The organism is Pseudomonas libanensis (assembly GCF_001439685.1).
Classification (GTDB): domain Bacteria; phylum Pseudomonadota; class Gammaproteobacteria; order Pseudomonadales; family Pseudomonadaceae; genus Aquipseudomonas; species Aquipseudomonas libanensis.
In genome coordinates, this window is the sequence record NZ_JYLH01000018.1 from 24,853 (window position 1) to 47,694 (window position 22,842).

General features: G+C 61.5%; 18 protein-coding genes and 3 tRNA genes. All 21 read left to right on the forward strand.

The features are described 5' to 3' along the window. The first annotated feature begins 6 nt into the window (after positions 1 to 6). Positions 7 to 651 (forward strand): 3-isopropylmalate dehydratase small subunit, encoded by a 645-nt coding sequence (leuD, locus tag TU73_RS23715; RefSeq protein WP_003192559.1) that lies wholly within the window; start codon positions 7 to 9, stop codon positions 649 to 651. 144 nt (positions 652 to 795) lie between these two features. Next, on the forward strand, positions 796 to 1,560 hold the full coding sequence (locus tag TU73_RS23720; protein ID WP_057014247.1) for a class I SAM-dependent methyltransferase: 765 nt from the start codon (positions 796 to 798) through the stop codon (positions 1,558 to 1,560). A 53-nt stretch (positions 1,561 to 1,613) separates the two neighbouring features. Continuing rightward, positions 1,614 to 2,696, forward strand: coding sequence for a 3-isopropylmalate dehydrogenase (gene leuB / locus TU73_RS23725; RefSeq protein ID WP_057014248.1), 1,083 nt, complete (start codon positions 1,614 to 1,616; stop codon positions 2,694 to 2,696). A gap of 64 nt (positions 2,697 to 2,760) precedes the next feature. Further along, the gene (asd, locus tag TU73_RS23730) at positions 2,761 to 3,873 is read left to right on the forward strand and encodes an aspartate-semialdehyde dehydrogenase (RefSeq protein ID WP_003192554.1); all 1,113 of its coding nucleotides are present in this window, start codon (positions 2,761 to 2,763) and stop codon (positions 3,871 to 3,873) included. 238 nt (positions 3,874 to 4,111) lie between these two features. Next, positions 4,112 to 5,122, forward strand: a complete 1,011-nt coding sequence (locus TU73_RS23735; RefSeq protein ID WP_057014249.1) for an aspartate-semialdehyde dehydrogenase — start codon at positions 4,112 to 4,114, stop codon at positions 5,120 to 5,122. A 161-nt stretch (positions 5,123 to 5,283) separates the two neighbouring features. Beyond that, positions 5,284 to 7,809: a motility hub landmark protein FimV gene (locus TU73_RS23740; protein WP_057014250.1), complete on the forward strand. Its 2,526-nt coding sequence runs from the start codon at positions 5,284 to 5,286 to the stop codon at positions 7,807 to 7,809. A gap of 153 nt (positions 7,810 to 7,962) precedes the next feature. Then, on the forward strand, positions 7,963 to 8,787 hold the full coding sequence (truA, locus tag TU73_RS23745) for a tRNA pseudouridine(38-40) synthase TruA (RefSeq protein WP_057014251.1): 825 nt from the start codon (positions 7,963 to 7,965) through the stop codon (positions 8,785 to 8,787). A gap of 64 nt (positions 8,788 to 8,851) precedes the next feature. Beyond that, on the forward strand, positions 8,852 to 9,484 hold the full coding sequence (locus TU73_RS23750; RefSeq protein WP_057014252.1) for a phosphoribosylanthranilate isomerase: 633 nt from the start codon (positions 8,852 to 8,854) through the stop codon (positions 9,482 to 9,484). 244 nt (positions 9,485 to 9,728) lie between these two features. Further along, a complete protein-coding gene (accD, locus tag TU73_RS23755) occupies positions 9,729 to 10,649 on the forward strand; it encodes an acetyl-CoA carboxylase, carboxyltransferase subunit beta (RefSeq protein ID WP_032888267.1) in 921 nt (306 codons plus the stop codon). Next, a complete protein-coding gene (folC, locus tag TU73_RS23760) occupies positions 10,646 to 11,953 on the forward strand; it encodes a bifunctional tetrahydrofolate synthase/dihydrofolate synthase (protein ID WP_057014253.1) in 1,308 nt (435 codons plus the stop codon). Before accD ends, folC begins: the two co-directional genes overlap by 4 nt. Then, positions 11,937 to 12,596, forward strand: a complete 660-nt coding sequence (locus TU73_RS23765) for an SPOR domain-containing protein (RefSeq protein ID WP_057014254.1) — start codon at positions 11,937 to 11,939, stop codon at positions 12,594 to 12,596. Before folC ends, TU73_RS23765 begins: the two co-directional genes overlap by 17 nt. 571 nt (positions 12,597 to 13,167) lie before the next feature. Further along, positions 13,168 to 13,725 (forward strand): CvpA family protein, encoded by a 558-nt coding sequence (locus TU73_RS23770; RefSeq protein WP_005789751.1) that lies wholly within the window; start codon positions 13,168 to 13,170, stop codon positions 13,723 to 13,725. A gap of 41 nt (positions 13,726 to 13,766) precedes the next feature. Beyond that, positions 13,767 to 15,272 (forward strand): amidophosphoribosyltransferase, encoded by a 1,506-nt coding sequence (gene purF / locus TU73_RS23775; protein WP_015884965.1) that lies wholly within the window; start codon positions 13,767 to 13,769, stop codon positions 15,270 to 15,272. 65 nt (positions 15,273 to 15,337) lie between these two features. Continuing rightward, positions 15,338 to 16,549: an O-succinylhomoserine sulfhydrylase gene (locus TU73_RS23780; RefSeq protein ID WP_057014255.1), complete on the forward strand. Its 1,212-nt coding sequence runs from the start codon at positions 15,338 to 15,340 to the stop codon at positions 16,547 to 16,549. 11 nt (positions 16,550 to 16,560) lie between these two features. Continuing rightward, on the forward strand, positions 16,561 to 17,325 hold the full coding sequence (locus TU73_RS23785; protein WP_046068931.1) for an SDR family oxidoreductase: 765 nt from the start codon (positions 16,561 to 16,563) through the stop codon (positions 17,323 to 17,325). Positions 17,326 to 17,433: 108 nt separating this feature from the next. Next, positions 17,434 to 17,509 (forward strand) — tRNA-Val (locus TU73_RS23790). A 55-nt stretch (positions 17,510 to 17,564) separates the two neighbouring features. After that, positions 17,565 to 17,641, forward strand: a tRNA-Asp gene (locus tag TU73_RS23795). A 105-nt stretch (positions 17,642 to 17,746) separates the two neighbouring features. After that, positions 17,747 to 17,823: transfer RNA gene (locus TU73_RS23800), tRNA-Asp, on the forward strand. A 417-nt stretch (positions 17,824 to 18,240) separates the two neighbouring features. Then, a complete protein-coding gene (locus TU73_RS23805) occupies positions 18,241 to 21,072 on the forward strand; it encodes a xanthine dehydrogenase family protein molybdopterin-binding subunit (RefSeq protein ID WP_057014256.1) in 2,832 nt (943 codons plus the stop codon). Continuing rightward, complete coding sequence (locus TU73_RS23810) at positions 21,065 to 21,604, forward strand: (2Fe-2S)-binding protein (RefSeq protein WP_043049549.1); 540 nt, start codon at positions 21,065 to 21,067, stop codon at positions 21,602 to 21,604. Before TU73_RS23805 ends, TU73_RS23810 begins: the two co-directional genes overlap by 8 nt. Before the next feature lie 2 nt (positions 21,605 to 21,606). Continuing rightward, on the forward strand, positions 21,607 to 22,842 hold the full coding sequence (locus TU73_RS23815; RefSeq protein ID WP_057014257.1) for a c-type cytochrome: 1,236 nt from the start codon (positions 21,607 to 21,609) through the stop codon (positions 22,840 to 22,842).

Sequence of the window (22,842 nt, forward strand, 5' to 3'; positions counted from 1 at the left end):
TACCCGATGCGTGCTTTCACTCAACACACTGGCCTTGTCGCCCCTTTGGATCGCGCCAACGTCGATACCGACCAGATCATCCCCAAGCAGTTCTTGAAATCGATCAAGCGCACCGGGTTTGGCCCCAATCTGTTCGATGAGTGGCGCTACCTGGACGTGGGCTATGCCTACCAGGACAACTCCAAGCGCCCGCTGAACAAAGACTTTGTGCTCAACGCCGAGCGTTACCAGGGCGCCAGCGTGTTGCTGGCCCGGGAAAACTTCGGCTGCGGCTCCAGCCGTGAGCACGCGCCGTGGGCCCTGGAGGAATACGGCTTTCGCAGCATTATCGCGCCGAGCTATGCCGACATCTTCTTCAACAATAGCTTCAAGAACGGCCTGTTGCCGATCATCTTGAGCGACGCCGAAGTGGACGAGTTGTTCCAGCAAGTGGAGGCCAATGTCGGTTACCAGTTGACGGTGGACCTGGCCGCGCAGACCGTGACCCGTCCGGATGGCAAGGTGTACCACTTTGAAGTGGATGCGTTCCGTAAGCATTGCCTGATCAACGGCCTGGACGACATCGGCCTGACCTTGCAGGACGGCGATGCGATTGCCGCGTTTGAAGCCAAGCATCGGGCGAGCCAGCCCTGGTTGTTTCGTGATGCCTGATTTGCGGTAACCGTGCCGGCCCCATCGCGGGCAAGCCCGCTCCCACATGGATCGATGTTCGCCTGAACACCTCGGTCAACTGTGGGAGCTGGCTTGCCTGCGATAGCGCCAGTGCAACCACCACAAACCCCAAGGAAAGCCACCATGACCACCACCGCCCACACTCAAGTCGTGCAAAAGCAATTCGGCGAACAGGCAGCAGCCTACCTGAGCAGCACCGTACACGCCCAGGGCTCCGAATTCGCACGGCTACAAGCCGAACTGGCCGGGCAGGGCGCTGCACGACTGTTGGACCTGGGCTGCGGTGCTGGTCATGTCAGCTTCCAGGTGGCGTCTCTGGTCAAAGAAGTGGTGGCCTACGACCTGTCCCAGCAGATGCTTGACGTGGTCGCCGCCGCTGCGATGGATCGTGGCCTGGGCAACATCCGTACGGTACACGGCGCCGCCGAACGCCTTCCCTTTGCCGATGGCGAGTTCGACTTCGTGTTCAGCCGCTACTCGGCCCACCATTGGAGCGACCTCGGCCTGGCCCTGCGTGAAGTGCGCCGTGTACTCAAGCCGGGTGGCGTGGCAGCATTTGTGGATGTCTTGTCACCGGGCAGCCCGCTGTTGGACACTTACCTGCAAACCGTCGAAGTGCTGCGCGACACCAGCCATGTGCGTGATTACTCCGGCGCCGAGTGGATGCGCCAGTTGAGTGAGGCCGGCCTGCACGTACGCAACAGCAGCCGCCAGCGCTTGCGCCTGGAATACACCTCGTGGGTCGAGCGCATGCGCACGCCAGAGGTACTGCGTGCAGCAATCCTTGAGCTGCAAAAGGCGATGGGCCAGGAAGTACGCGATTATTACGAAATTCAAGCCGACGGCACCTTCAGCACCGATGTGCTGGTGGTCTTCGCCGAACGCTGATTGATTTTCCCCGACCTGCCCGCGGGCGGGTCGCTTGATGAAATGAGGAACGCATGAGCAAGCAGATTCTGATTCTCCCTGGCGACGGCATTGGCCCGGAAATCATGGCCGAAGCGGTCAAGGTCCTTGAGCTTGCCAACAGCAAGTACAGCCTGGGCTTCGAGCTGAGCCACGACGTGATCGGCGGCGCTGCCATCGACAAGCATGGCGTGCCTCTGGCTGACGAAACCCTGGATCGCGCCCGTGCGGCTGACGCCGTGCTGCTCGGCGCCGTGGGCGGGCCGAAATGGGACAAGATCGACCGTGACATCCGCCCCGAGCGCGGCCTGTTGAAAATCCGTGCGCAACTGGGCCTGTTCGGCAACTTGCGCCCGGCCATCCTCTACCCGCAATTGGCTGACGCGTCGAGCCTCAAGCCGGAAGTGGTGGCAGGCCTGGATATCCTCATCGTGCGCGAGCTGACCGGCGGTATCTATTTCGGCTCGCCACGAGGTGTGCGTGAGTTGGAAAATGGCGAACGCCAGGCCTACGACACCCTGCCGTACAGCGAGAGCGAAATCCGCCGTATCGCCCGGGTCGGTTTCGACATGGCCCGCGTGCGTGGCAAGAAGGTCTGCTCGGTGGATAAGGCCAACGTACTGGCCTCCAGCCAACTGTGGCGCGAAATCGTCGAAGAAGTCGCCAAGGACTACCCGGACGTCGAACTGAGCCACATGTATGTCGACAACGCCGCCATGCAACTGGTGCGCGCGCCCAAGCAATTCGACGTGATCGTCACCGACAACCTGTTCGGCGATATCCTGTCCGACCAGGCCTCGATGCTCACCGGTTCCATCGGCATGCTGCCGTCGGCGTCCCTGGACACCAACAATAAAGGTATGTACGAGCCGTGCCACGGTTCGGCGCCAGACATCGCGGGGCAGGGCATTGCCAACCCGCTGGCGACGATTTTGTCGGTGTCGATGATGCTGCGCTACAGCTTCAACCTGGGCGATGCCGCGGACGCGATCGAGAAGGCCGTCAGCCTGGTGCTGGATCAGGGCTTGCGCACGGGCGATATCTGGTCGCAGGGTTGCACCAAGGTGGGTACGCAAGAAATGGGCGACGCAGTAGTCGCCGCGCTGCGGAATCTGTAATCTCTCGGGCCCGCTTGCAGTTGTTGCTGCAAGACGGTCCACTTTTTAACAAGGTGTAGTTGCGATGAAACGTGTAGGTCTGATCGGTTGGCGCGGTATGGTCGGTTCCGTGCTCATGCAGCGGATGCTGGAAGAGCAGGATTTCGATCTTATTGAGCCGGTGTTTTTCACCACTTCGAACGTAGGTGGCCAAGGGCCGTCCGTGGGCAAGGATATCGCCCCGCTCAAGGACGCCTACAGCATTGAAGAGTTGAAGAGCCTCGACGTGATCCTGACCTGCCAGGGTGGCGACTACACCAGCGAAGTCTTCCCCAAGCTGCGCGAAGCCGGCTGGCAGGGCTACTGGATCGATGCCGCCTCGAGCCTGCGCATGCAGGACGATGCGGTGATCATCCTCGACCCGGTCAACCGCAAGGTCATCGACCAGCAACTGGATGCCGGCACCAAGAACTACGTGGGCGGCAACTGCACCGTCAGCCTGATGCTGATGGGCCTGGGCGGCCTGTTCGAAGCCGGCCTGGTGGAGTGGATGAGCGCGATGACCTATCAGGCGGCCTCCGGTGCCGGCGCGCAGAACATGCGTGAACTGATCAAGCAGATGGGCGCGACCCACGCCGCTGTCGCCGATCAACTGGCTGACCCGGCCAGTGCGATCCTCGACATCGACCGCCGTGTGGCCGAGGCCATGCGCAGCGATGCTTACCCGACCGAGAACTTCGGCGTGCCATTGGCCGGCAGCCTGATCCCGTGGATCGACAAGGAACTGCCCAACGGCCAGAGCCGTGAAGAGTGGAAGGCCCAGGCCGAAACCAACAAGATCCTCGGTCGCTTCAAAAACCCAATCCCGGTGGACGGCATCTGCGTGCGCATCGGCGCCATGCGTTGCCACAGCCAGGCGCTGACCATCAAGCTGAACAAAGACGTGCCGATCGCCGATATCGAAGGGCTGATCAGCCAGCACAACCCTTGGGTCAAGCTGGTGCCGAACAACCGCGATATCAGCATGCAGGAGCTGAGCCCGACCAAGGTCACCGGCACCCTGAATGTGCCGGTGGGCCGTCTGCGCAAGCTGAACATGGGCAGCCAGTTCCTCGGCGCGTTTACCGTCGGCGACCAACTGCTGTGGGGCGCGGCTGAGCCGTTGCGGCGCATGTTGCGGATCTTGCTGGAGCGTTGATCGCTTGAGGTAGTAAAAGAAACCCGCGTTCTGGTGACAGGCGCGGGTTTTTTGTTGGTCTTTCGGGCCCAATCGGGGGCAAGCCCCCTCCCACATTTGAATGCGTTCACACATCAAGATGTGGGAGGGGGCTTGCCCCCGATTGGGCCATCAGCCCCACCACAAGGCCCAGGCTAATTGCCTCGCCTCCAACCACCCGGTAAAGTGCCGCTCCCCCGTAACGCCCGAGGCAGCCCCCATGACCCAGACCTTTGAAATCGCCGTAATCGGCGCCACCGGCACCGTGGGCGAAACCCTGGTGCAGATCCTTGAAGAGCTGAATTTCCCGGTGGGCACTTTGTATTTGCTGGCGGGCAGTAACTCGGCGGGGGCTTCGGTGCCGTTTCGTGGCAAGAACGTGCGGGTCAAGGAGGTCGACGAGTTCGACTTCAGCAAGGCGCAGCTTGCGTTCTTTGCGGCAGGCCCGGCGGTGACCCTGAGCTTCGCCCCGCGTGCCACGGCCGCAGGCTGTTCGGTGATCGACTTGTCCGGCGCACTGCCGGCCGAGCAGGCGCCGCAAGTCGTACCGCAGGCTAACGCCCATGTGCTGGAGGGTTTGAAAAAGCCGTTCCAGCTCGGCAGCCCAAGCCCTTGCGCCACCTACCTTGCGGTAGCGCTGGCGCCGCTGCGTGGCTTGGTGGACATTCAGCGGGTCAGTGTCACCGCCAACCTGGCGGTTTCCGCCCAGGGCCGCGAGGCCGTCAGCGAGTTGGCCCGCCAGACTGCCGAGCTGTTGAACGTGCGTCCGCTGGAGCCGAAGTTCTTCGACCGGCAAATGGCTTTCAATCTGTTGGCACAAGTCGGTACCCCAGATGCCCAGGGTCATACAGAACTGGAGAAACGTCTCGTACATGAGTTGCGTGCCGTGCTGGAAACACCTTTGCTAAAGATTTCCGCAACCTGCGTTCAAGCCCCGGTGTTTTTTGGCGATAGCCTGACTGTGTCGTTGCAATTGGCCGCGCCGGTCGATCTGGTCGCGGTGAACCGCGCCCTCGAGGCAGCGCCGGCTATCGAGCTGGTCGAGGAGGGCGATTACCCAACGGCTGTAGGCGACGCCGTCGGCCAGGACGTTGTATACGTAGGACGAGTTCGCGCAGGTGTCGACGACCCCGCGGAACTAAATCTGTGGCTGACGTCAGATAACGTACGCAAGGGCTCGGCCCTGAACGCCGTGGAATTGGCGCAGTTGTTGATAAAAGGCCTTGTGTAAAAGATACTTGGCGGCAATTTGTAGATTGATTCTAGCCAGGCGCTATGCTTGGCCCCAAGTGGAACACAAGCGCGTCGGTAACCTATCGGCTCGCCATGCCTTATGGCAGCGGTTACCAACCTTCTCGCAGGGCGGGGAGTGTTCAAACAAAGGATGAGGCTATGGTTCAAGTTCGCAAACTGGTGTTAGCAATAGCGGCCGCCTCGGCGCTGACCTCCGGTATGGCGCAGGCGCTGCAACTTGGGGAGATGACCCTCAAGTCGAAGTTGAACCAGCCGCTGTCGGTGGAAATCGAATTGCGCGACGTGGGCGGCCTCACGGCGTCCGAAATCACGCCGAGCCTGGCTTCGGCCCAGGCCTTCGTGGATGCGGGTGTCGACCGCCAGGCGTTTCTCGATGACCTGACGTTCACACCGGTGATCAACCCCGAAGGTCGCAGCGTGGTGCGGGTGACCTCCAGCAAGCCGCTGCCCGATTCCTATGTGCGTTTCCTGATGCAGGTGCAATGGCCCAACGGCCGCCTGATGCGTGACTACAGCGTGCTGCTCGACCCGGCCAAGTTCGACCAGCCGGCCCCGACTGCCAGCGCGCCGGCCAGCACTGCGCCCGCGGTCAGCCAGCCGGCCCAGCACACCACCACTTCCCGCGACACCTTGTGGGAAATCGCAGCGAAGAATCGCAATGGTGCCTCGATCCAGCAGACGATGCTGGCCATTCAGGCGCTCAATCCCGATGCCTTTGTCGACGGCAATATCAACCGCCTGAAAACCGGCCGGGTCCTGCGCCTGCCGGATGCCACACAAAGCACTGCGCTGGCGCAACCGCAAGCGATTGCCGAAGTCAGCGTGCAGAACGCCGCCTGGCGCCAAGGCCGCCGTACCCCTCAAAGCCAAGTGGCCGGCAAGGCGCAGTTGGATGCGACCAAACGCACCCAGGCCGGCAATGCGCCGTCGAGCACCTCAGCCCAGGACAACTTGAGCCTGGTCTCGGCCGAGTCCGCCAAGAAAGGCGTGAAGGGCAAGGCCGCTGATAGCCGTGCCCTGAGCGACAAACTGGCGATGACCCAGGAAGAGCTGGACACCACGCGCCGCGATAACGAAGAGCTGAAAAGCCGCGCCGCCGACTTGCAGAGCCAGTTGGACAAGCTGCAAAAGCTGATTCAACTGAAGAATGACCAGCTCGCCCGCTTGCAGGCTGAAAAAGGTGAGCCGGCAACGGCGGCCATGCCTGCGCAGCTGGCCGGCGAGCCCGAGGCAGCGCCGGCAGCACCTGCGGCGCCCGTTGCGGCTCCGGCCCCTGAACCTGCCCCGGAGCCGGTCAAGCCGGCTGCGGCGCCGGCCAGCACCGAAGGCAAGTTCAACGACCTGCTGACCAACCCGATTGTGCTTGGCATCATCGGCGGCGCAGCCATCCTGGTCGTACTGCTGCTCTTGCTGCTGTGGGCGCGTCATCGCAATGCCCGCCGCGAAGAAGAAAAACACCTGCGCATGGCCCGGGCGTTGGCCGAAGAGCCTGAGTTTGCCCCCAATATTGACCAAGATCTGCCGCCCGACAGTTTCGAAGGCCTTGAAGTGCCACCACCGAGCGTCAAGCTGGCGTCCGCGCCAGCGCCTGCCCCGGTGGTTGAGCCCGTTGTCGTGCCGACTGTCGCCTCTGTGCTCGCGCCGCTGGCTGTTGCCGTGGCCCAGGAGAACTCCAGCGATGCCCTGGCGCAAGCCCAGTCCCATATCGACCGTGGCCACCTGAACCAGGCGGCTGATGTGCTCGAACAAGCCATCAAGCACGAGCCCAAGCGTAGCGACCTGCGCCTGAAGCTGATGGAAGTCTACGGCCTGCAGAACGACAAGGACGGTTTTGTCACCCAGGAGCGCCAATTGGTGGCCAACGGTGAGAACCACGCCCAGGTCGAACAACTCAAGGCGCGCTTCCCGGCCATGGCCGTGTTGGCCGCGGGTGTCAGTGCCGCAGTGGCCGCCGCGGCCCTGGATGCGCAATACGTCAAGGACTTGCTCGACGATAAGCCGGCTCCGACGCCCCAGGCGGACACAGCTGCGTTCGACACCGATTTCGACCTGAGCCTGGATGATCTGGAAGCCGCTTCGCCGGCCGAGATCGCGCAAGACCAGCAAACCTTTGAAGCGCTGTTGCAGCAACAGACCGCAGGCAAGCCTGATGCGCAGGACCTGTCGGACTTCGATCTGGACCTGCAACTGGAGCCGCCGGCGTCGCAGTCCGATGACGATTTCCTTTCGGGCCTCGAAGGGCAGGAGGCGGCTGTGCCGCCGGTAGATCCTCCCACTCTGACACCCGCTGCACTGGACGAATTCGAACTGCCGGAAGACTTCGACCTGTCTCTGGCAGATGAATCGAACACCTCCGCAGCCAAGCCTGACGCCTTTTCGTCGGAGCTGGACGATGTCAACGCCGAACTGGACCGCTTGTCCCAGAGCCTGGAACATCCACCCATCGAGCCTTCCTTCACCGCAGAAGATGCGGCGCAGAGCGGTGAGGAGCCGGAATTCGATTTCCTCTCGGGCACCAATGAGGTCGCCACCAAGCTGGACCTGGCCCAGGCGTACATCGACATGGGTGATGCGGACGGTGCAAAGGACATCCTGTCTGAAGTGTTGACCGAGGGTGATGAAGATCAGCGTAGCGAAGCCAAGGAAATGCTCGGCCGCATCTAAAGCCTGGCGCTGTAAACAGTGTGGGAGGGGGCTTGTTTGGCATCGATCCATAACAAAACGCCCGCCACACATCCGGCGCCTTTATAATGCCCGCCTTTGCGCAACTCATCAGGCTCTCAGTTCTTGGCAAATATAGATAACGCGGCCGCCGAAATGGCGGCCGCAGGCTTTTACCGCATCGCCCTGGGCGTGGAATACAAAGGCTCGCGCTATCGCGGCTGGCAGCGCCAGGCGTCTGGCGTGCCGACGGTGCAGGAAACCCTGGAAAAGGCCCTGTCCAAAGTCGCTGATTCGCCGGTGTCGCTGATGTGTGCCGGGCGTACCGATGCGGGTGTCCACGCCTGTGGCCAGGTGGTGCATTTCGACACCCAGGCCGAGCGTTCAATGAAGGCGTGGGTGATGGGGGCTAATATCAACTTGCCCCATGACGTCAGTGTGAGCTGGGCCAAGGTCATGCCGGCGCATTTTCATGCGCGCTTCAAGGCCATCGCCCGGCGTTACCGCTACGTGATCTACAACGATCAGATCCGCCCCGCACACCTCAATGAAGAAATTACCTGGAACCATCGCCCGCTGGATGCCGAGCGCATGGCCGAGGCCGCGCAGCACCTGGTGGGTGTGCATGACTTCAGCGCCTTCCGTGCCGGCCAGTGCCAGGCCAAGTCGCCGATCAAGGAGGTCCACCACCTGCGGGTCACCCGGCACGGCAAGATGATCGTGCTGGATATCCGCGCCGGGGCCTTCCTGCATCATATGGTGCGCAACATTGCCGGCGTACTGATGACCATCGGTACTGGCGAGCGCCCGGTGGAGTGGGCCAAGGAAGTGCTGGAAAGCCGCATTCGCCGCACGGGCGGCGTCACGGCGCACCCGTTTGGCCTGTATCTGGTGGATGTGGAGTACCGCGACGAGTTCCAATTGCCGGAACGCTTTATCGGGCCGCACTTCCTCACAGGTTTCAGCGAACTTGGCGGCTGACGCCTGGAAAAGCTTTTGTTACCATCCGGGACTTTCACGGTCCAAACCCTGAGGTTCCTACGATATGCCAGCCGTTCGCAGCAAGATTTGCGGGATTACCCGCATAGAAGACGCGCTCGCGGCAGTCGAGGCGGGGGCGGATGCCATCGGTTTAGTGTTTTATGCCAGGAGCCCGCGGGCGGTGAATGTGTTGCAGGCGCGGGCAATCATCGCTGCGCTGCCACCGTTTGTGACCACGGTGGGCTTGTTCGTCAATGCCAGCCGTTGCGAGCTCAACGAAACCCTGGATGCCGTGCCGCTGGACATGCTGCAATTCCATGGCGACGAAAGCCCTGAGGCATGCGAGAGCTACCAGCGTCCGTATATCAAGGCGTTGCGGGTCAAGGCGGGGGACGACATCGCCGCTGCATGCGCAGCCTATGCCGGTGCTCGCGGGATCCTGCTGGACACCTACGTCGAAGGCGTGCCGGGCGGCACTGGCGAGGCGTTCGATTGGTCGCTGATTCCTGCGGGCCTGAGCAAGCCGATCATTCTTGCCGGCGGGCTCAATCCAGCCAATGTCGCGGCGGCTATCGCCCAGGTCCGACCCTATGCGGTGGATGTCAGCGGCGGGGTAGAGCAGGCCAAGGGTGTCAAGGACCATGGCAAGATTCGCGCATTTGTGCAGGCCGTGCGCAACAGCAGCGCTGGGATGTGACGGCTGGCAGTCTGCCGCCGTCCATAACTACCACTGTGTAAAACAGCCCGGCGCCGCCTGTGGTGGGCCGGAAATTGAAGTGGCAACCCTGCGCTGGCAGGTTGTCTGGAAGGCTGAGGATACGGGCAGGAAATGGCAGGTCGAACGTCTGACCCCGTCCCGCAGGTATCATCGCCACATATGAATTTAGCTCAAGGGCATACGCGGGGCTGTGTTCAAGCCACCGGTACTGGAGAAAGAAAGCATGAGCAACTGGTTAGTAGACAAACTGATCCCTTCGATCATGCGTTCCGAGGTGAAGAAAAGCTCGGTTCCTGAAGGTCTGTGGCACAAGTGCCCGTCCTGCGACGCGGTGCTGTACCGCCCGGAACTGGAAAAGACCCTGGACGTTTGCCCCAAGTGCAACCACCACATGCGTATTGGCGCGCGTGCGCGCATCGACATCTTTTTGGATGCCGACGGCCGCAACGAACTGGGCGCTGACCTGGAGCCGGTCGACCGCCTCAAGTTCCGCGATGGCAAGAAATACAAGGACCGCCTGACCGCTGCGCAGAAGCAGACCGGTGAAAAAGACGCGCTGATCTCGGTCAGCGGCAAGCTGCTGGGCATGCCCGTGGTGGTCTCGGCCTTCGAGTTCTCCTTCATGGGTGGTTCCATGGGCGCCATCGTCGGTGAGCGCTTCGTGCGCGCAGCCAACTACGCCCTGGAAAACCGCTGCCCGATGATCTGCTTCGCCGCCTCCGGTGGTGCGCGTATGCAGGAAGCCTTGATCTCCCTGATGCAAATGGCCAAGACCTCGGCGGTATTGGCGCGTCTGCGTGAAGAGGGCATCCCGTTCATCTCCGTACTGACCGACCCGGTCTACGGCGGCGTTTCCGCCAGCCTGGCGATGCTCGGCGATGTGATCGTCGGCGAGCCCAAGGCGCTGATCGGTTTTGCCGGCCCGCGAGTGATCGAGCAAACCGTGCGGGAAAAACTGCCGGAAGGCTTCCAGCGCAGCGAATTCTTGCTGGAGCATGGCGCAATCGACTTGATCATTCCACGTGGCGAATTGCGCCCACGCCTGGGCAATCTGCTGGCGCAAATGATGGGCCTGCCGACCCCTGTGTACGTCGCGCCTAAAGTCGAGCCAATTGTCGTGCCGCCGGTGCCTGCAAACCTATGACCCAGCGTACCCTGGGCGAATGGCTCGCCTACCTTGAGCAGTTGCATCCGTCCGCCATCGACATGGGCCTGGAGCGCTCGCAACAGGTAGCGGCCCGCCTTGGGTTGGGCCAGCCGGCACCGCGTGTGATCACGGTGACCGGCACCAACGGCAAAGGCTCCACCTGTGCCTTTGTCGCCGCGCTGTTGCAGGCCCAGGGCCTGAAAGTCGGCGTGTACAGCTCGCCGCACCTGCTGCGCTACAACGAGCGCGTGCAGCTCAATGGTGTCGAAGCCACCGACGAACAGTTATGCGAAGCCTTCGCCGCCCTGGATGCCGGGCGTGGCGATATTTCCTTGACTTATTTCGAGATGGGCACCTTGGCGGCGTTCTGGCTGTTCGAGCGTGCGCAACTGGATGTGGTGGTGTTGGAGGTCGGCCTTGGCGGGCGCCTGGACACGGTCAATGTGGTGGATGCCGACCTGGCGCTGGTCACCAGCATTGGTGTCGACCACGCCGACTACCTGGGCGATACCCGTGAGTCGGTGTCGTATGAAAAGGCCGGGATCTTCCGCCGGGGCAGGCCGGCGCTGTGTGGCGACCTGGATCCGCCGCAACCCTTGCTGGACAAGGTGCGCGAACTTGAGTGCCCATTCTACCTGCGCGGTCGCGAATTCAATCTTGAAATCGGTGCTTCCCATTGGCAATGGCGCGGGCGTGATGCGCGTGGCAAGGCGGTAGAACTGCTGGATCTGCCGCTGTTGAACCTGCCGATGGAAAACGCTGCGCTGGCGCTGCAAGCCTACCTCCTGTTGGACCTGCCTTGGGACGCCGGGCAGATTGCCGCGACGTTGCTGGCGACCAAAGTAGTGGGGCGCCTGGATCGCCGGGCCTTCGATTGGGCAGGCAAGCGCCTGAACCTGTTATTGGATGTGGGGCATAACCCCCATGCAGCCCACTACCTGGCGCAACGCCTGTCGCGCACGCCACTGGCCGGTCGTCGCCTGGCGGTGTTCGGGTTGTTGGCCGACAAGGACCTTGACGGCGTGGTTGCGCCGTTGCTGGGCAGCGTTCAGTCTTGGGCCGTTGCGCCGCTGGATACGCCGCGTAGCCGCCCGGCGATTGAGCTGGAAGTTGCGTTGCAGAACCTTGGTGCGCCGGTGGCGTCGTATGCAAGCGTCACCGCTGCCCTCGAGGCTCAGTGTGCGGTAGCGACCGCCGACGACGAAATCCTGTTGTTCGGATCATTTTATTGTGTTGCCGAGGCGCTCGAATGGTTGGCCCGGCGCTCCACGGAGGAAGCTGCACATGGCATTACTGGATAGCGCATACAAGCAGCGAATGGTCGGAGCCCTGGTGTTGGTGGCATTGGCGGTGATTTTCCTGCCGATGCTGTTTTCCCGCCAGGATGAGCAGCGTCAGGTCGTGGTTGAGGCGCCTGCTGCACCCCAGGCGCCCGTGGTGCCTCAGGTTCAGGTCGAGCCGGTGGTGGTGCCTGAGCCCCAGGCATTGCCAGCGGAAGAACCCGTGCCGACTGACGAGGAGGTCGCCGCGCAAGAGGCGCCTTCGATGCCGGTGCAGCCGAGTGTGCCGGTGGTCAAGCCGACACCGGCACCGACAGTCGCCGCCAAACCGGCTGCGCCTGCACCGGCGCCCAAGCCGGTAGCGCCGCAGCCTGCCGCGCCGGGTAAGCCGGACGTGGGCCAGAGCCGCATCGACCCCAATGGCCTGCCGATCAGTTGGTCGATCCAATTGGCAAGCCTGGCCAATCGCGAAAGTGCCGATGCCCTGCAAAAAAAGCTGCGGGCCCAAGGCTATAACGCTTATATCCGTAGTGCCGATGGCAAGAATCGCGTGTTTGTCGGGCCGCTGATCGAACGTGCCGAGGCTGATCGCCTGCGGGACTTGTTGGGGCGCCAGCAGAACCTCAATGGGTTTGTGGTGCGCTTCCAGCCTGAGCGCGGCTGATTCAAACAGGCAGTCATGCAATCTCAATGTGGAAGGGGGCTTGCCCCCGATGGCCGTAGGTATCTACACAACTATGTAGCTGCCGGCGGTAACCACGATGCGTAGCGAGCCGCTCTTGATCTGCTTTTGATTTTGATCTTAGGCGCCCCCCCCAAATCCCTGTCGGATTACGGGCACACCGAGCCTAAGCGAGGTGCCGAGTGGTGGGGCAAGAGCCTTTTGGTTACTTTTGGGCTCTTTTCAAAAGTGACCCGCTGTAAAAGCGGAACCAATAGTGGCCGTAACCTAAATAACGGATATGTACTCAATCAAAGTCCAACATGCTGGTCGGCTGCCAGGCCGCCATCGGGGGCAAGCCCCCTCCCACATTTGACCGAGGTGCGTCACGTAGATACCTGTCGATTATGAGGCCGTCAGGGGAGCAAGCCCCCTCCCACATTGGTTTATGGTGGGCTTGAAATGGCGTTCATGCTGCCCAATCTATTGATTTGCAAAGCACCCGCAATCACAGCTTACCCATCGCCCGGCGCTCTGCTAAAATGCGCCGCCTTATCCGTACGTAGGCTGCACTGTGCCATTTACCTGGGTTGATTGGGCGATTGTTGCCATCGTCGCCATCTCCGCTTTGATCAGTCTGAGCCGCGGCTTCGTAAAAGAAGCACTGTCGTTGCTGACCTGGATCATCGCAGGAGTCGTAGCCTGGATGTTCGGTGGTTCACTGTCGGTCTACCTGGCCGGGTATATCGAGACACCTTCGGCTCGCGTCATCGCGGGCTGCGCCATCATGTTCATCGCCACGCTGCTGGTGGGGGCAATGGTCAATTATCTTATTGGCGAGTTGATACGTGTCACCGGCCTCTCCGGGACCGATCGATTTCTCGGCATGGCCTTCGGCGCCGCACGTGGCGCGTTGCTGGTGGTCGTGGCGGTCGGGCTGTTGAGCCTGGGGCCGGTACAGCAGGATTCGTGGTGGCAGGAGTCGGTACTCGTGCCAAAATTTCTATTGGTTGCAGATTGGTCCAAGAACCTCATATTGGGGTGGAGCAGTCAGTGGCTGGCCAGCGGAATCAGCGTACCCGCTGATCTTCCGTTCAAGGAACACCTCTTGCCGGCGCAAACGCCTCAGTAAGCTGTGTTCAGTCAAGATTCATTAAGTAGGGGTTGCGTCGCATGTGTGGCATCGTCGGTATCGTCGGTAAGTCGAACGTCAATCAGGCGCTGTATGACGCGCTAACCGTCCTCCAGCACCGCGGCCAGGACGCTGCCGGTATTGTGACCAGCCACGACGGCCGGTTATTCCTGCGCAAGGACAATGGTCTGGTGCGTGACGTGTTCCATCAGCGTCACATGCAGCGCCTCGTCGGGCACATGGGCATTGGCCATGTGCGCTACCCGACTGCCGGTAGCTCGACCTCGGCCGAGGCTCAACCGTTCTACGTCAACTCGCCTTACGGCATTACCCTGGCGCACAACGGTAACCTGACCAACGTTGAACAACTGGCCAAGGAGATTTACGAATCTGACCTGCGCCACGTCAACACCAGTTCCGACTCGGAAGTGCTGCTCAACGTGTTCGCTCACGAGCTGGCCCAGCGCGGCAAGCTGCAGCCGACCGAAGAAGACGTGTTTGCCGCCGTTACCGACGTGCACAACCGTTGCGTCGGTGGCTACGCGGTAGTGGCGATGGTCACCGGTTATGGCATCGTCGGTTTCCGCGACCCTCACGGCATCCGCCCGATCGTGTTCGGCCAGCGTCACACCGACGAAGGTGTCGAATATATGATCGCTTCCGAGAGCGTTTCCCTGGATGTGCTGGGCTTCACCCTGATCCGCGACCTGGCGCCGGGCGAGGCTGTCTACATCACCGAAGACGGCAAGCTGCACACCCGCCAGTGCGCCGTGGCGCCGAAGCTCACCCCGTGCATCTTCGAACACGTCTACCTGGCGCGTCCGGACTCGATCATCGACGGCGTTTCGGTCTACAAGGCGCGTCTGCGCATGGGCGAGAAACTTGCCGAGAAGATCCTGCGCGAGCGTCCAGAGCACGACATCGATGTGGTTATCCCGATTCCGGACACCAGCCGTACCGCTGCGCTGGAACTGGCCAACCACCTGGGCGTCAAGTTCCGCGAAGGCTTCGTCAAGAACCGCTACATCGGCCGTACCTTCATCATGCCCGGCCAGGCTGCGCGCAAGAAATCGGTGCGCCAGAAGCTCAACGCCATTGAGCTTGAGTTCCGTGGCAAGAACGTGATGCTGGTGGACGACTCCATCGTGCGTGGCACCACCTGCAAGCAGATCATCCAGATGGCCCGCGAAGCCGGGGCGAAGAACGTGTACTTCTGCTCCGCAGCGCCTGCGGTGCGTTACCCGAACGTGTACGGTATCGACATGCCGAGCGCCCATGAGCTGATCGCACACAATCGTTCGACCCAGGACGTGGCCGACCTGATCGGCGCCGATTGGCTGATCTACCAGGACCTGCCGGACCTGATCGAAGCGGTTGGCGGTGGCAAGATCAAGATCGACCAGTTCGACTGTGCCGTGTTCGACGGCAAGTACGTGACCGGTGATGTCGACGAGGCTTACCTGAACAAGATCGAGCAGGCGCGCAACGACTCGTCGAAGATCAAGACCCAGGCGGTCAGCGCGATCATCGACCTGTATAACAACTGAGTAACAACCGGCCCTGAGGGGCCGGTTTTGTATCTTAAATAAAGTATTGAGTAAGGAGTCGCAGCATGAGTCAGGAATGGGATGCCGGTCGGTTGGACAGCGACCTCGATGGCGTAGCTTTCGATACCCTGGCTGTGCGCGCCGGTCAGCACCGTACCCCGGAAGGTGAGCACGGCGACCCGATGTTCTTCACCTCCAGCTACGTGTTCCGTACGGCCGCTGACGCTGCTGCGCGGTTTGCCGGCGAAGTGCCGGGTAACGTGTATTCGCGCTACACCAACCCGACTGTGCGTGCGTTCGAAGAGCGCATCGCGGCCTTGGAAGGCGCTGAGCAGGCCGTGGCGACCGCGACCGGCATGGCGGCCATCCTGGCGGTGGTGATGAGCCTGTGCAGCGCTGGCGACCATGTACTGGTATCGCGCAGCGTGTTTGGCTCGACCATCAGCCTGTTCGAAAAGTATTTCAAGCGCTTCGGCATCGAAGTGGACTACGTGCCCCTGGCAGATCTGTCCGGCTGGGATGTGGCCATCAAGGCCAATACCAAGTTGTTGTTCGTCGAGTCGCCCTCCAACCCGCTGGCCGAGCTGGTCGATATCGCCGCGCTGGCCGAGATCGCCCACGCCAAGGGTGCGATGCTGATCGTCGACAACTGCTTCTGCACACCGGCCTTGCAGCAGCCGTTGAAGCTGGGTGCGGACATCGTGGTGCATTCGGCGACCAAGTTCATCGACGGCCAGGGTCGTTGCATGGGCGGCGTGGTGGCCGGCCGCAGCGAGCAGATGAAAGAAGTGGTGGGCTTCCTGCGCACCGCCGGCCCGACCCTGAGCCCGTTCAACGCCTGGATCTTTCTCAAGGGCCTGGAAACCCTCAGCCTGCGCATGAAAGCCCATTGCGCCAATGCTCAGGCCTTGGCCGAGTGGCTGGAGCAGCAGGACGGTATCGAGAAAGTGCATTACGCCGGGCTCAAGAGCCATCCGCAACATGCATTGGCCCAGCGCCAGCAGCGTGGTTTCGGCGCGGTAGTGAGCTTTGAAGTGAAGGGTGGCAAAGACGGCGCCTGGCGCTTTATCGATGCGACGCGGCTGATTTCCATCACTGCCAACCTGGGCGACAGCAAGACCACCATCACTCACCCGAGCACCACCTCCCACGGGCGCCTGGCGCCGCAGGAGCGTGAAGCCGCCGGTATCCGTGACAGCCTGATCCGCATCGCGGTGGGCCTGGAAGATGTCGCTGACTTGCAGGCAGACCTGGCCCGCGGGCTGGCTGCCTTGTGATCGAGTGGTCCATGGAGGCTGCCGCGGCCACTAACGGGCGTGTTGCGCTGGTAACGGGGGCGGCGCGCGGCATTGGCCTCGGTATTGCCGCGTGGCTGATCAGCGAAGGCTGGCAGGTGGTATTGACCGACCTGGACCGCGAGCGCGGTTCCAAGGTGTCCAAGGTGCTGGGCGAGAATGCCTGGTTCATCACCATGGACGTGGCCGACGAGAAGCAAGTCGCCCAGGGTGTCGCCGAGGTGCTGGGGCAGTTCGGGCGCCTGGATGCGCTGGTATGCAATGCGGCAGTGGCCGATCCGCGCAATATCACTCTGGAAAGCCTCGATCTGGCCCACTGGAATCGCGTACTGGCGGTGAACCTCAGCGGGCCGATGCTGCTGGCCAAGCATTGTGCGCCTTACCTGCGCGCCCACGGCGGTGCCATCGTCAACCTGGCGTCGACCCGGGCCCGTCAATCGGAGCCGGACACCGAAGCCTATGCGGCGAGCAAGGGTGGCCTGCTGGCCCTGACCCACGCCTTGGCCATGAGCCTGGGCCCGGAAGTACGGGTCAATGCGGTCAGCCCCGGCTGGATCGATGCGCGTGATCCTGCCGCGCGCCGTGCCGAGCCGCTCACCGACGCCGATCATGCCCAGCACCCTGCGGGCAGGGTGGGCACGGTAGAGGACGTGGCGGCGATGGTAGCCTGGTTGCTGTCGCGTCAGGCCGGGTTTGTCACCGGGCAAGAGTTTGTGGTGGACGGTGGCATGAGCAAGAAGATGATTTATAGCGAGTAGGGCGGGGTAGCTGTCTTGAAGTGATTTTGTCTTTTTCAGAAAAACTTCAAGCGGGCTATTGACTTAGGTCCGCTACCTGCGTAAATTTCGCGGCCTCAACGAAGCAAAGGGTGATTAGCTCAGCTGGGAGAGCATCTGCCTTACAAGCAGAGGGTCGGCGGTTCGATCCCGTCATCACCCACCACTTCTTGAGAGTCTTGCTCCAGGGCAAGACGCAACGTTAAAGGTTGCACCGACGCGCAGCGGTAGTTCAGTCGGTTAGAATACCGGCCTGTCACGCCGGGGGTCGCGGGTTCGAGTCCCGTCCGCTGCGCCATATTTTCCAGGTTCGATGTATCGGGCTTGAGATTGAACAACCCAGGTTGATCGATCAGATGTTTAAAGGTGGTTGAGGCTTTACGCTCAATCAGCCAAGCGATACGCAGCGGTAGTTCAGTCGGTTAGAATACCGGCCTGTCACGCCGGGGGTCGCGGGTTCGAGTCCCGTCCGCTGCGCCATATCTGCCTCAAGGCCCACTGAACGCCTTGAAGCACAAGAAAGCCACAGGCTGACTTGATCCGATAGCAAAGACCCTGGTCGAAAGACCGGGGTTTTTTGTGTCTGGCGTTTGTAAAACCTCACCATCGTGTTCGCTTCAGCGAACGCCCACAATCTCTTGAGCTACGCCAATCCCCCGCATTAACAGGCAAACGGCCGACAGATCGTATCGATCTTGTCGGCCGTTTTGCATTGTTGTGTCAAAAAATTTCCATGTGGTTATTTGCCGCAGGCGCAGAAACCTTTAAAGTTAACCCTTTGGTCAACTTTGCACTGTCATCATGGCCTTTTAGTACGTCCAAAAAGGCTTCTGCAAGTCTCCAGATTCGCTGCACTTAACCATAAGGGCGGATTTATAACCGCTCAGAGGATGATCCATGTCCAACCGTGAAATAACCCGGCGCTCGTTCCTCCAGGGCGGGCTGGTGGCAGGTGTGAGCGTCACGCTCACGCCGCTCAGCACCCAGGCGCTGGCGGCCTTGATGGAAAACAGTGTCACCGTGCCCTCCGAAAAATGGCTGGGCAATAACGGCAAGGCGCGCCAGCGTAACGATGCCTTGTCGAAAGTCTGCGGCAGCAAAGTCTTCGCCCGCGACATCCGCTCCAGGGACATGCCCGGCTGGCCTGCGCAGCAAGGTCACGCCATGCTGCTCAAGACCACCAAGGCCGACCATATCTATGCGGGCTACGACCTGGCGTGGCTCGGCGCCGACCTGCAGCCGGACCGTATTGTTACCGCTGCCGACCTGGACAACGACGGTATCGTGTTCCCGGAAGAACATGCTCCGGATCCACTGTTGCCAGAAGGCAAGGTGCCGATGTTCATCGGTCATCCGGTGGCGATCCTGATCTGGAACGATTTCGAGCGGTTCCGTCAGGCAAAAAATAAACTCAAGTTCAATGACAAGGCGATTCGTTACGGCGCCAAAGTGCCGTACTACCAAGGCGACCCTTACGGTAGCTTTCGCTATGTGCGCGTTGGCGGCCCGACCTCGGCAGATGAGGATGAATTCGCCAGCCTCAAGGATTCGATCCTGTTCCCGATGCTGAAAAACCGGCGCCCGGTGTGGAATTCCCAGCCAAACCTGCACGGCAACCTGACCGAGCGCGGTCTGTTCTACGCCGAGCGCATGAAGAGCCAGATCAACACGCCGCCGGACAACTGGCTGGTGTTTGACGAGCGCTACAAGACCCCTTCGATCGAGCCCGCGGCCATGGAGCCGGATAACGGCAACGGTTGGTACGATCCAGCGACCAAGACCCTGCACTTCGTAGTGGCCACCCAGTGCCCATTGGAAGTTGCGACCGAGACCGCAAAAATGATCTCGCCGTCGCGCTTCGGCCTGGCCAACCTGAACATGCACCCTGGTTATACCGTGGGTTACGGCTCCAAAGACCACAATATCTTCGTCTACTATGCCGCCCTCGCAGCCTTGTATGGCGGCGGCGTGCCGGTGCGTCTGGCCAATGACCGTTACGAGCAGTTCCAGAGCGGCATCAAGCGTCACTCGTTCGACATCCGCTATCAGTTGGCTGTCGACAAGAACGATCACAGCTTCAAGATCTTTCTGGCTGACATGAGCGTCGACGGCGGTGGCCGGATCAACTACAGCCCATCGGTCGCCGCAGTAGGCGCCACGGCCGCGCAATCGATCTACTACATGCCGCAGAACGATCTGCAAGTCACCGCCTATCACTCGCGGGGCGTTGAAGCCGGTTCGATGCGCGGGTACGGCACCCTGCAGAGCATGGCCGCGACGGAAATGATGGTCGACGAAATCGCCGGTCGCCTCGGTGTGGATGCCATCGAGCTGCGTCGCAAGAATGCACTGCGTTCGGGCATGAAGAACACCCAGGGCGCCATTCCTGCCGGTGCCTTGCGCCTGCACGAAATTCTCGACAAGGCTGCTGTGCACGACGTGTGGAAGAACCGTGACGCGATCAAGAAACAACGCGAAGCCGCTGACCCGGATAACTGGTACGGCGTCGGTTTCGCCATCTGCCAGAAAGACTTCGGCACCGGTTCCGAAGCGCCGATGGCCAGTATCGAATTCAGCGCAGACGGTCGCATCAGCCTGCGCCACATCGGTATCGAAATCGGCACCGGCATGTCTACCTCGCAGTCGCTGGTGGTCGCTGATTTCCTCGGCAGCCCGGCGCACGAGGTGAAGACCGGCGAAACAGACTGGAAAGAGATGCAGCTGATCACCAGTGGCAACCCTTACATCATGAGCCAGGCCGAGCAGGACAATCTGCTGCGCAATCCGCGGTGGGTTGGCAAGCTCGCTTCGGCGTCTTCGGCCACCAACTCGGCGTATTACTTCAGCCACGCCACCCGTGAAGCGGCACGCGTACTGTTCAACCACGGTTTGTGGCCGGCGGCGCTGGAGATCTGGCGTCAGGGCCCGTTCGGCGGCCAGGCCAACCCCTATGTGGTACGCCGTGAGGATGCGCATTGGGTCGACGGCAAGCTCACCGCCAACGGCATGCAGCCGTTGAGCTTTGAGGTGTTGGCCAAACACGCCCACGAGCGTGGCCTGGTCACCGCTGCCACGGTCCACGGGTTCAACCGCTGGAGCTGGGCAGAGGCTGAATACAGCATCGACGGCGTGCGCGAGCGTCTGCCCCTCGATGGTCTGGCGGTGAAGTACGGCGACGGTGCACCGAAAGCCAAGCAAGCGCTGATGAGCACCGCCGGTTTCCACCTGTTGGACCGCCAGAACATCAGCTACCCCGCGACGCAGTTGAACAACGCTGCCGTGACTTACTACAGCCCGGTGGCCACATTGGTCGAGTTGAAGGTCAACAAGGGCTCGGCGCAGGTCGAAGTGCTCAATCACCATTCGTGGATCGAGTGCGGCCGTGTGTTGGTAGAGGAATTGGTTAAAGGCCAGCTCGAAGGCGGCGTCGCCATGGGTATCGGTCACGCGTTGATGGAGGAGATGCCGCTGTACGAAGGCGGGCCGGGGGAGGGCGACTGGAACTTCAACCGTTACCGTCTGCCGATGGCGCGTCACGTAGCCGTGTGGAAGCAAACGTCGGAGATTCTGCCGGCGTTGTCGCCAAGCGACCCGTCCAAGGGGATCGCTGAAGTGGTGATGATCCCGATCGTCGGGGCCATCGGTAACGCCGTGGCCCATGCCATCGGTAAACGTGTTCGCGACCTGCCAATCACGGCTGAGCGCATCAAGGAGGCCCTCAATGGCTGACCGTCCGCTTCAACTGACCCTCAATGGTCAATCCGTCGGCCCGGTGGACATCCCTGATGACCTGCCGATGATCGATTACCTGCACGAATACAAGAACCTCACCGGCTCGCGGCTTGGCTGTGGCCAAGGCATTTGCCACGCTTGCGTGGTGATCGTCGACAACCCGGATGGCACCAGTGAAGAAGTGCGCACGTGCATCACCGGTGCGCATTATTTCGAAGGCAAGAAAGTGCGCACCATCGAATCCCACGCCAAGCGTGACGAGTCGGGGCAGGTCACAGAGCTGAATCCGATCCAGCAGCGCTTCGTGGACGAGTTCGCGTTCCAGTGCAGCTACTGCGCACCGGGCTTCGTTAATGCGGCGACGGTGTTGGTGGAAAAGCTGCAACGCCAGCCGATTGTGCAAAGCCAACTGGAGCAGGTTATCGAAGACAGCCTGGGCCATCACATCTGCCGGTGCACCGGGTACGTGCGTTACTACAACGCCACCCGCAACGTGCTGAACGATCTCGGCCTGGTCAAGGAGGGTTAAGCATGAAGCTATTTCTGACCCGCCTGACCCTGGCGGTCGGCCTGGCTGCGCCGGTGTTGTTTGCCCATGCCGATGATCAGGTCAAGCGCGGCGAATACCTCGCCCGCGCAGCTGACTGCATGGCGTGCCACACGGCACCGGGCGGCGCGCCATTTGCGGGCGGCCTGCCGATCGTCTCGCCGTTCGGCACGATCTATGGCACCAATATCACGCCGAGCAAAGCGCAGGGCATCGGTTTGTACAGCGATGAGGAGTTCTTCGCTGCGCTGACCGAAGGCAAGCGTCGCGACGGTGCGCATTTGTATCCGGCGATGCCGTACACCTCGTACCACCTGATGCCCCGTGAAGATTCCGACGCGATTCATGCGTATCTGAAAACCATCGAGCCCATAGAACGCGCAGCGCCAGAGACCCGCCTGAGCTTTCCGTTCAATGTGCGCCTGGGCCTGATCGGCTGGAACCTGCTGTACGGCAAAGCCCTGGAACTGGAGCCGGCCGAAGGCAAGAGCGACGCCTGGAAACGCGGCCAGTACATGGTCGAGGTACTCGGTCATTGTGGCGAATGCCACACACCTCGCGGCCTGCCGGGTGCGATGCAATTGGACAAGCGCCTGACCGGCGGCATTCTCAACGGGTATCTGGCGCCGAGCCTGCTCGCCACTGACCTGGCGGCTCGCGGCTGGAATGAGCAGGACCTGGCCACATTCCTCAAGCACGGCATGAGTGCCCAAGGCACGATGTTTAACGAGATGTTCCCGGTGTTCCATAACAGCACCCAGGGCCTGAGCGATCCGGATCTGGCCGCGATGGCGACGTTCCTGCTGGGCGATAAACCGCCGCCGGCCCGAGCGCTGGTCGAAGTGCCCGTGGATAAGCTCAGCCCGAGCGCTCAGCGCGGTCGTCAGGAATACCTGAACGTCTGCGCCGGTTGTCATGCCGCGGGTGGTGAAGGCAAACCACACATCGCGGTGGCCATGCGCGGCAACACCACGCTGCGTCTGGAAGACCCGCGCAACCTGCTGCGGGTGATCGAGGACGGTATCGGCGAGCAGAAGTTTTCCGGGTTCGAGCACATGCAGCCGATGCCGGGGTTCGCCGGAAAGCTCAGTGCGCAACAGCTCACCGATCTGCTCAATTACCTGCGCCAAGGCTGGGGCGGCCAATCGGCTGAGCTGGCCGTCAGCAATGTGCAGAAGCTGCAAGCCCAGGCGCCGTCCGTCGAACACAACGCGCATTGA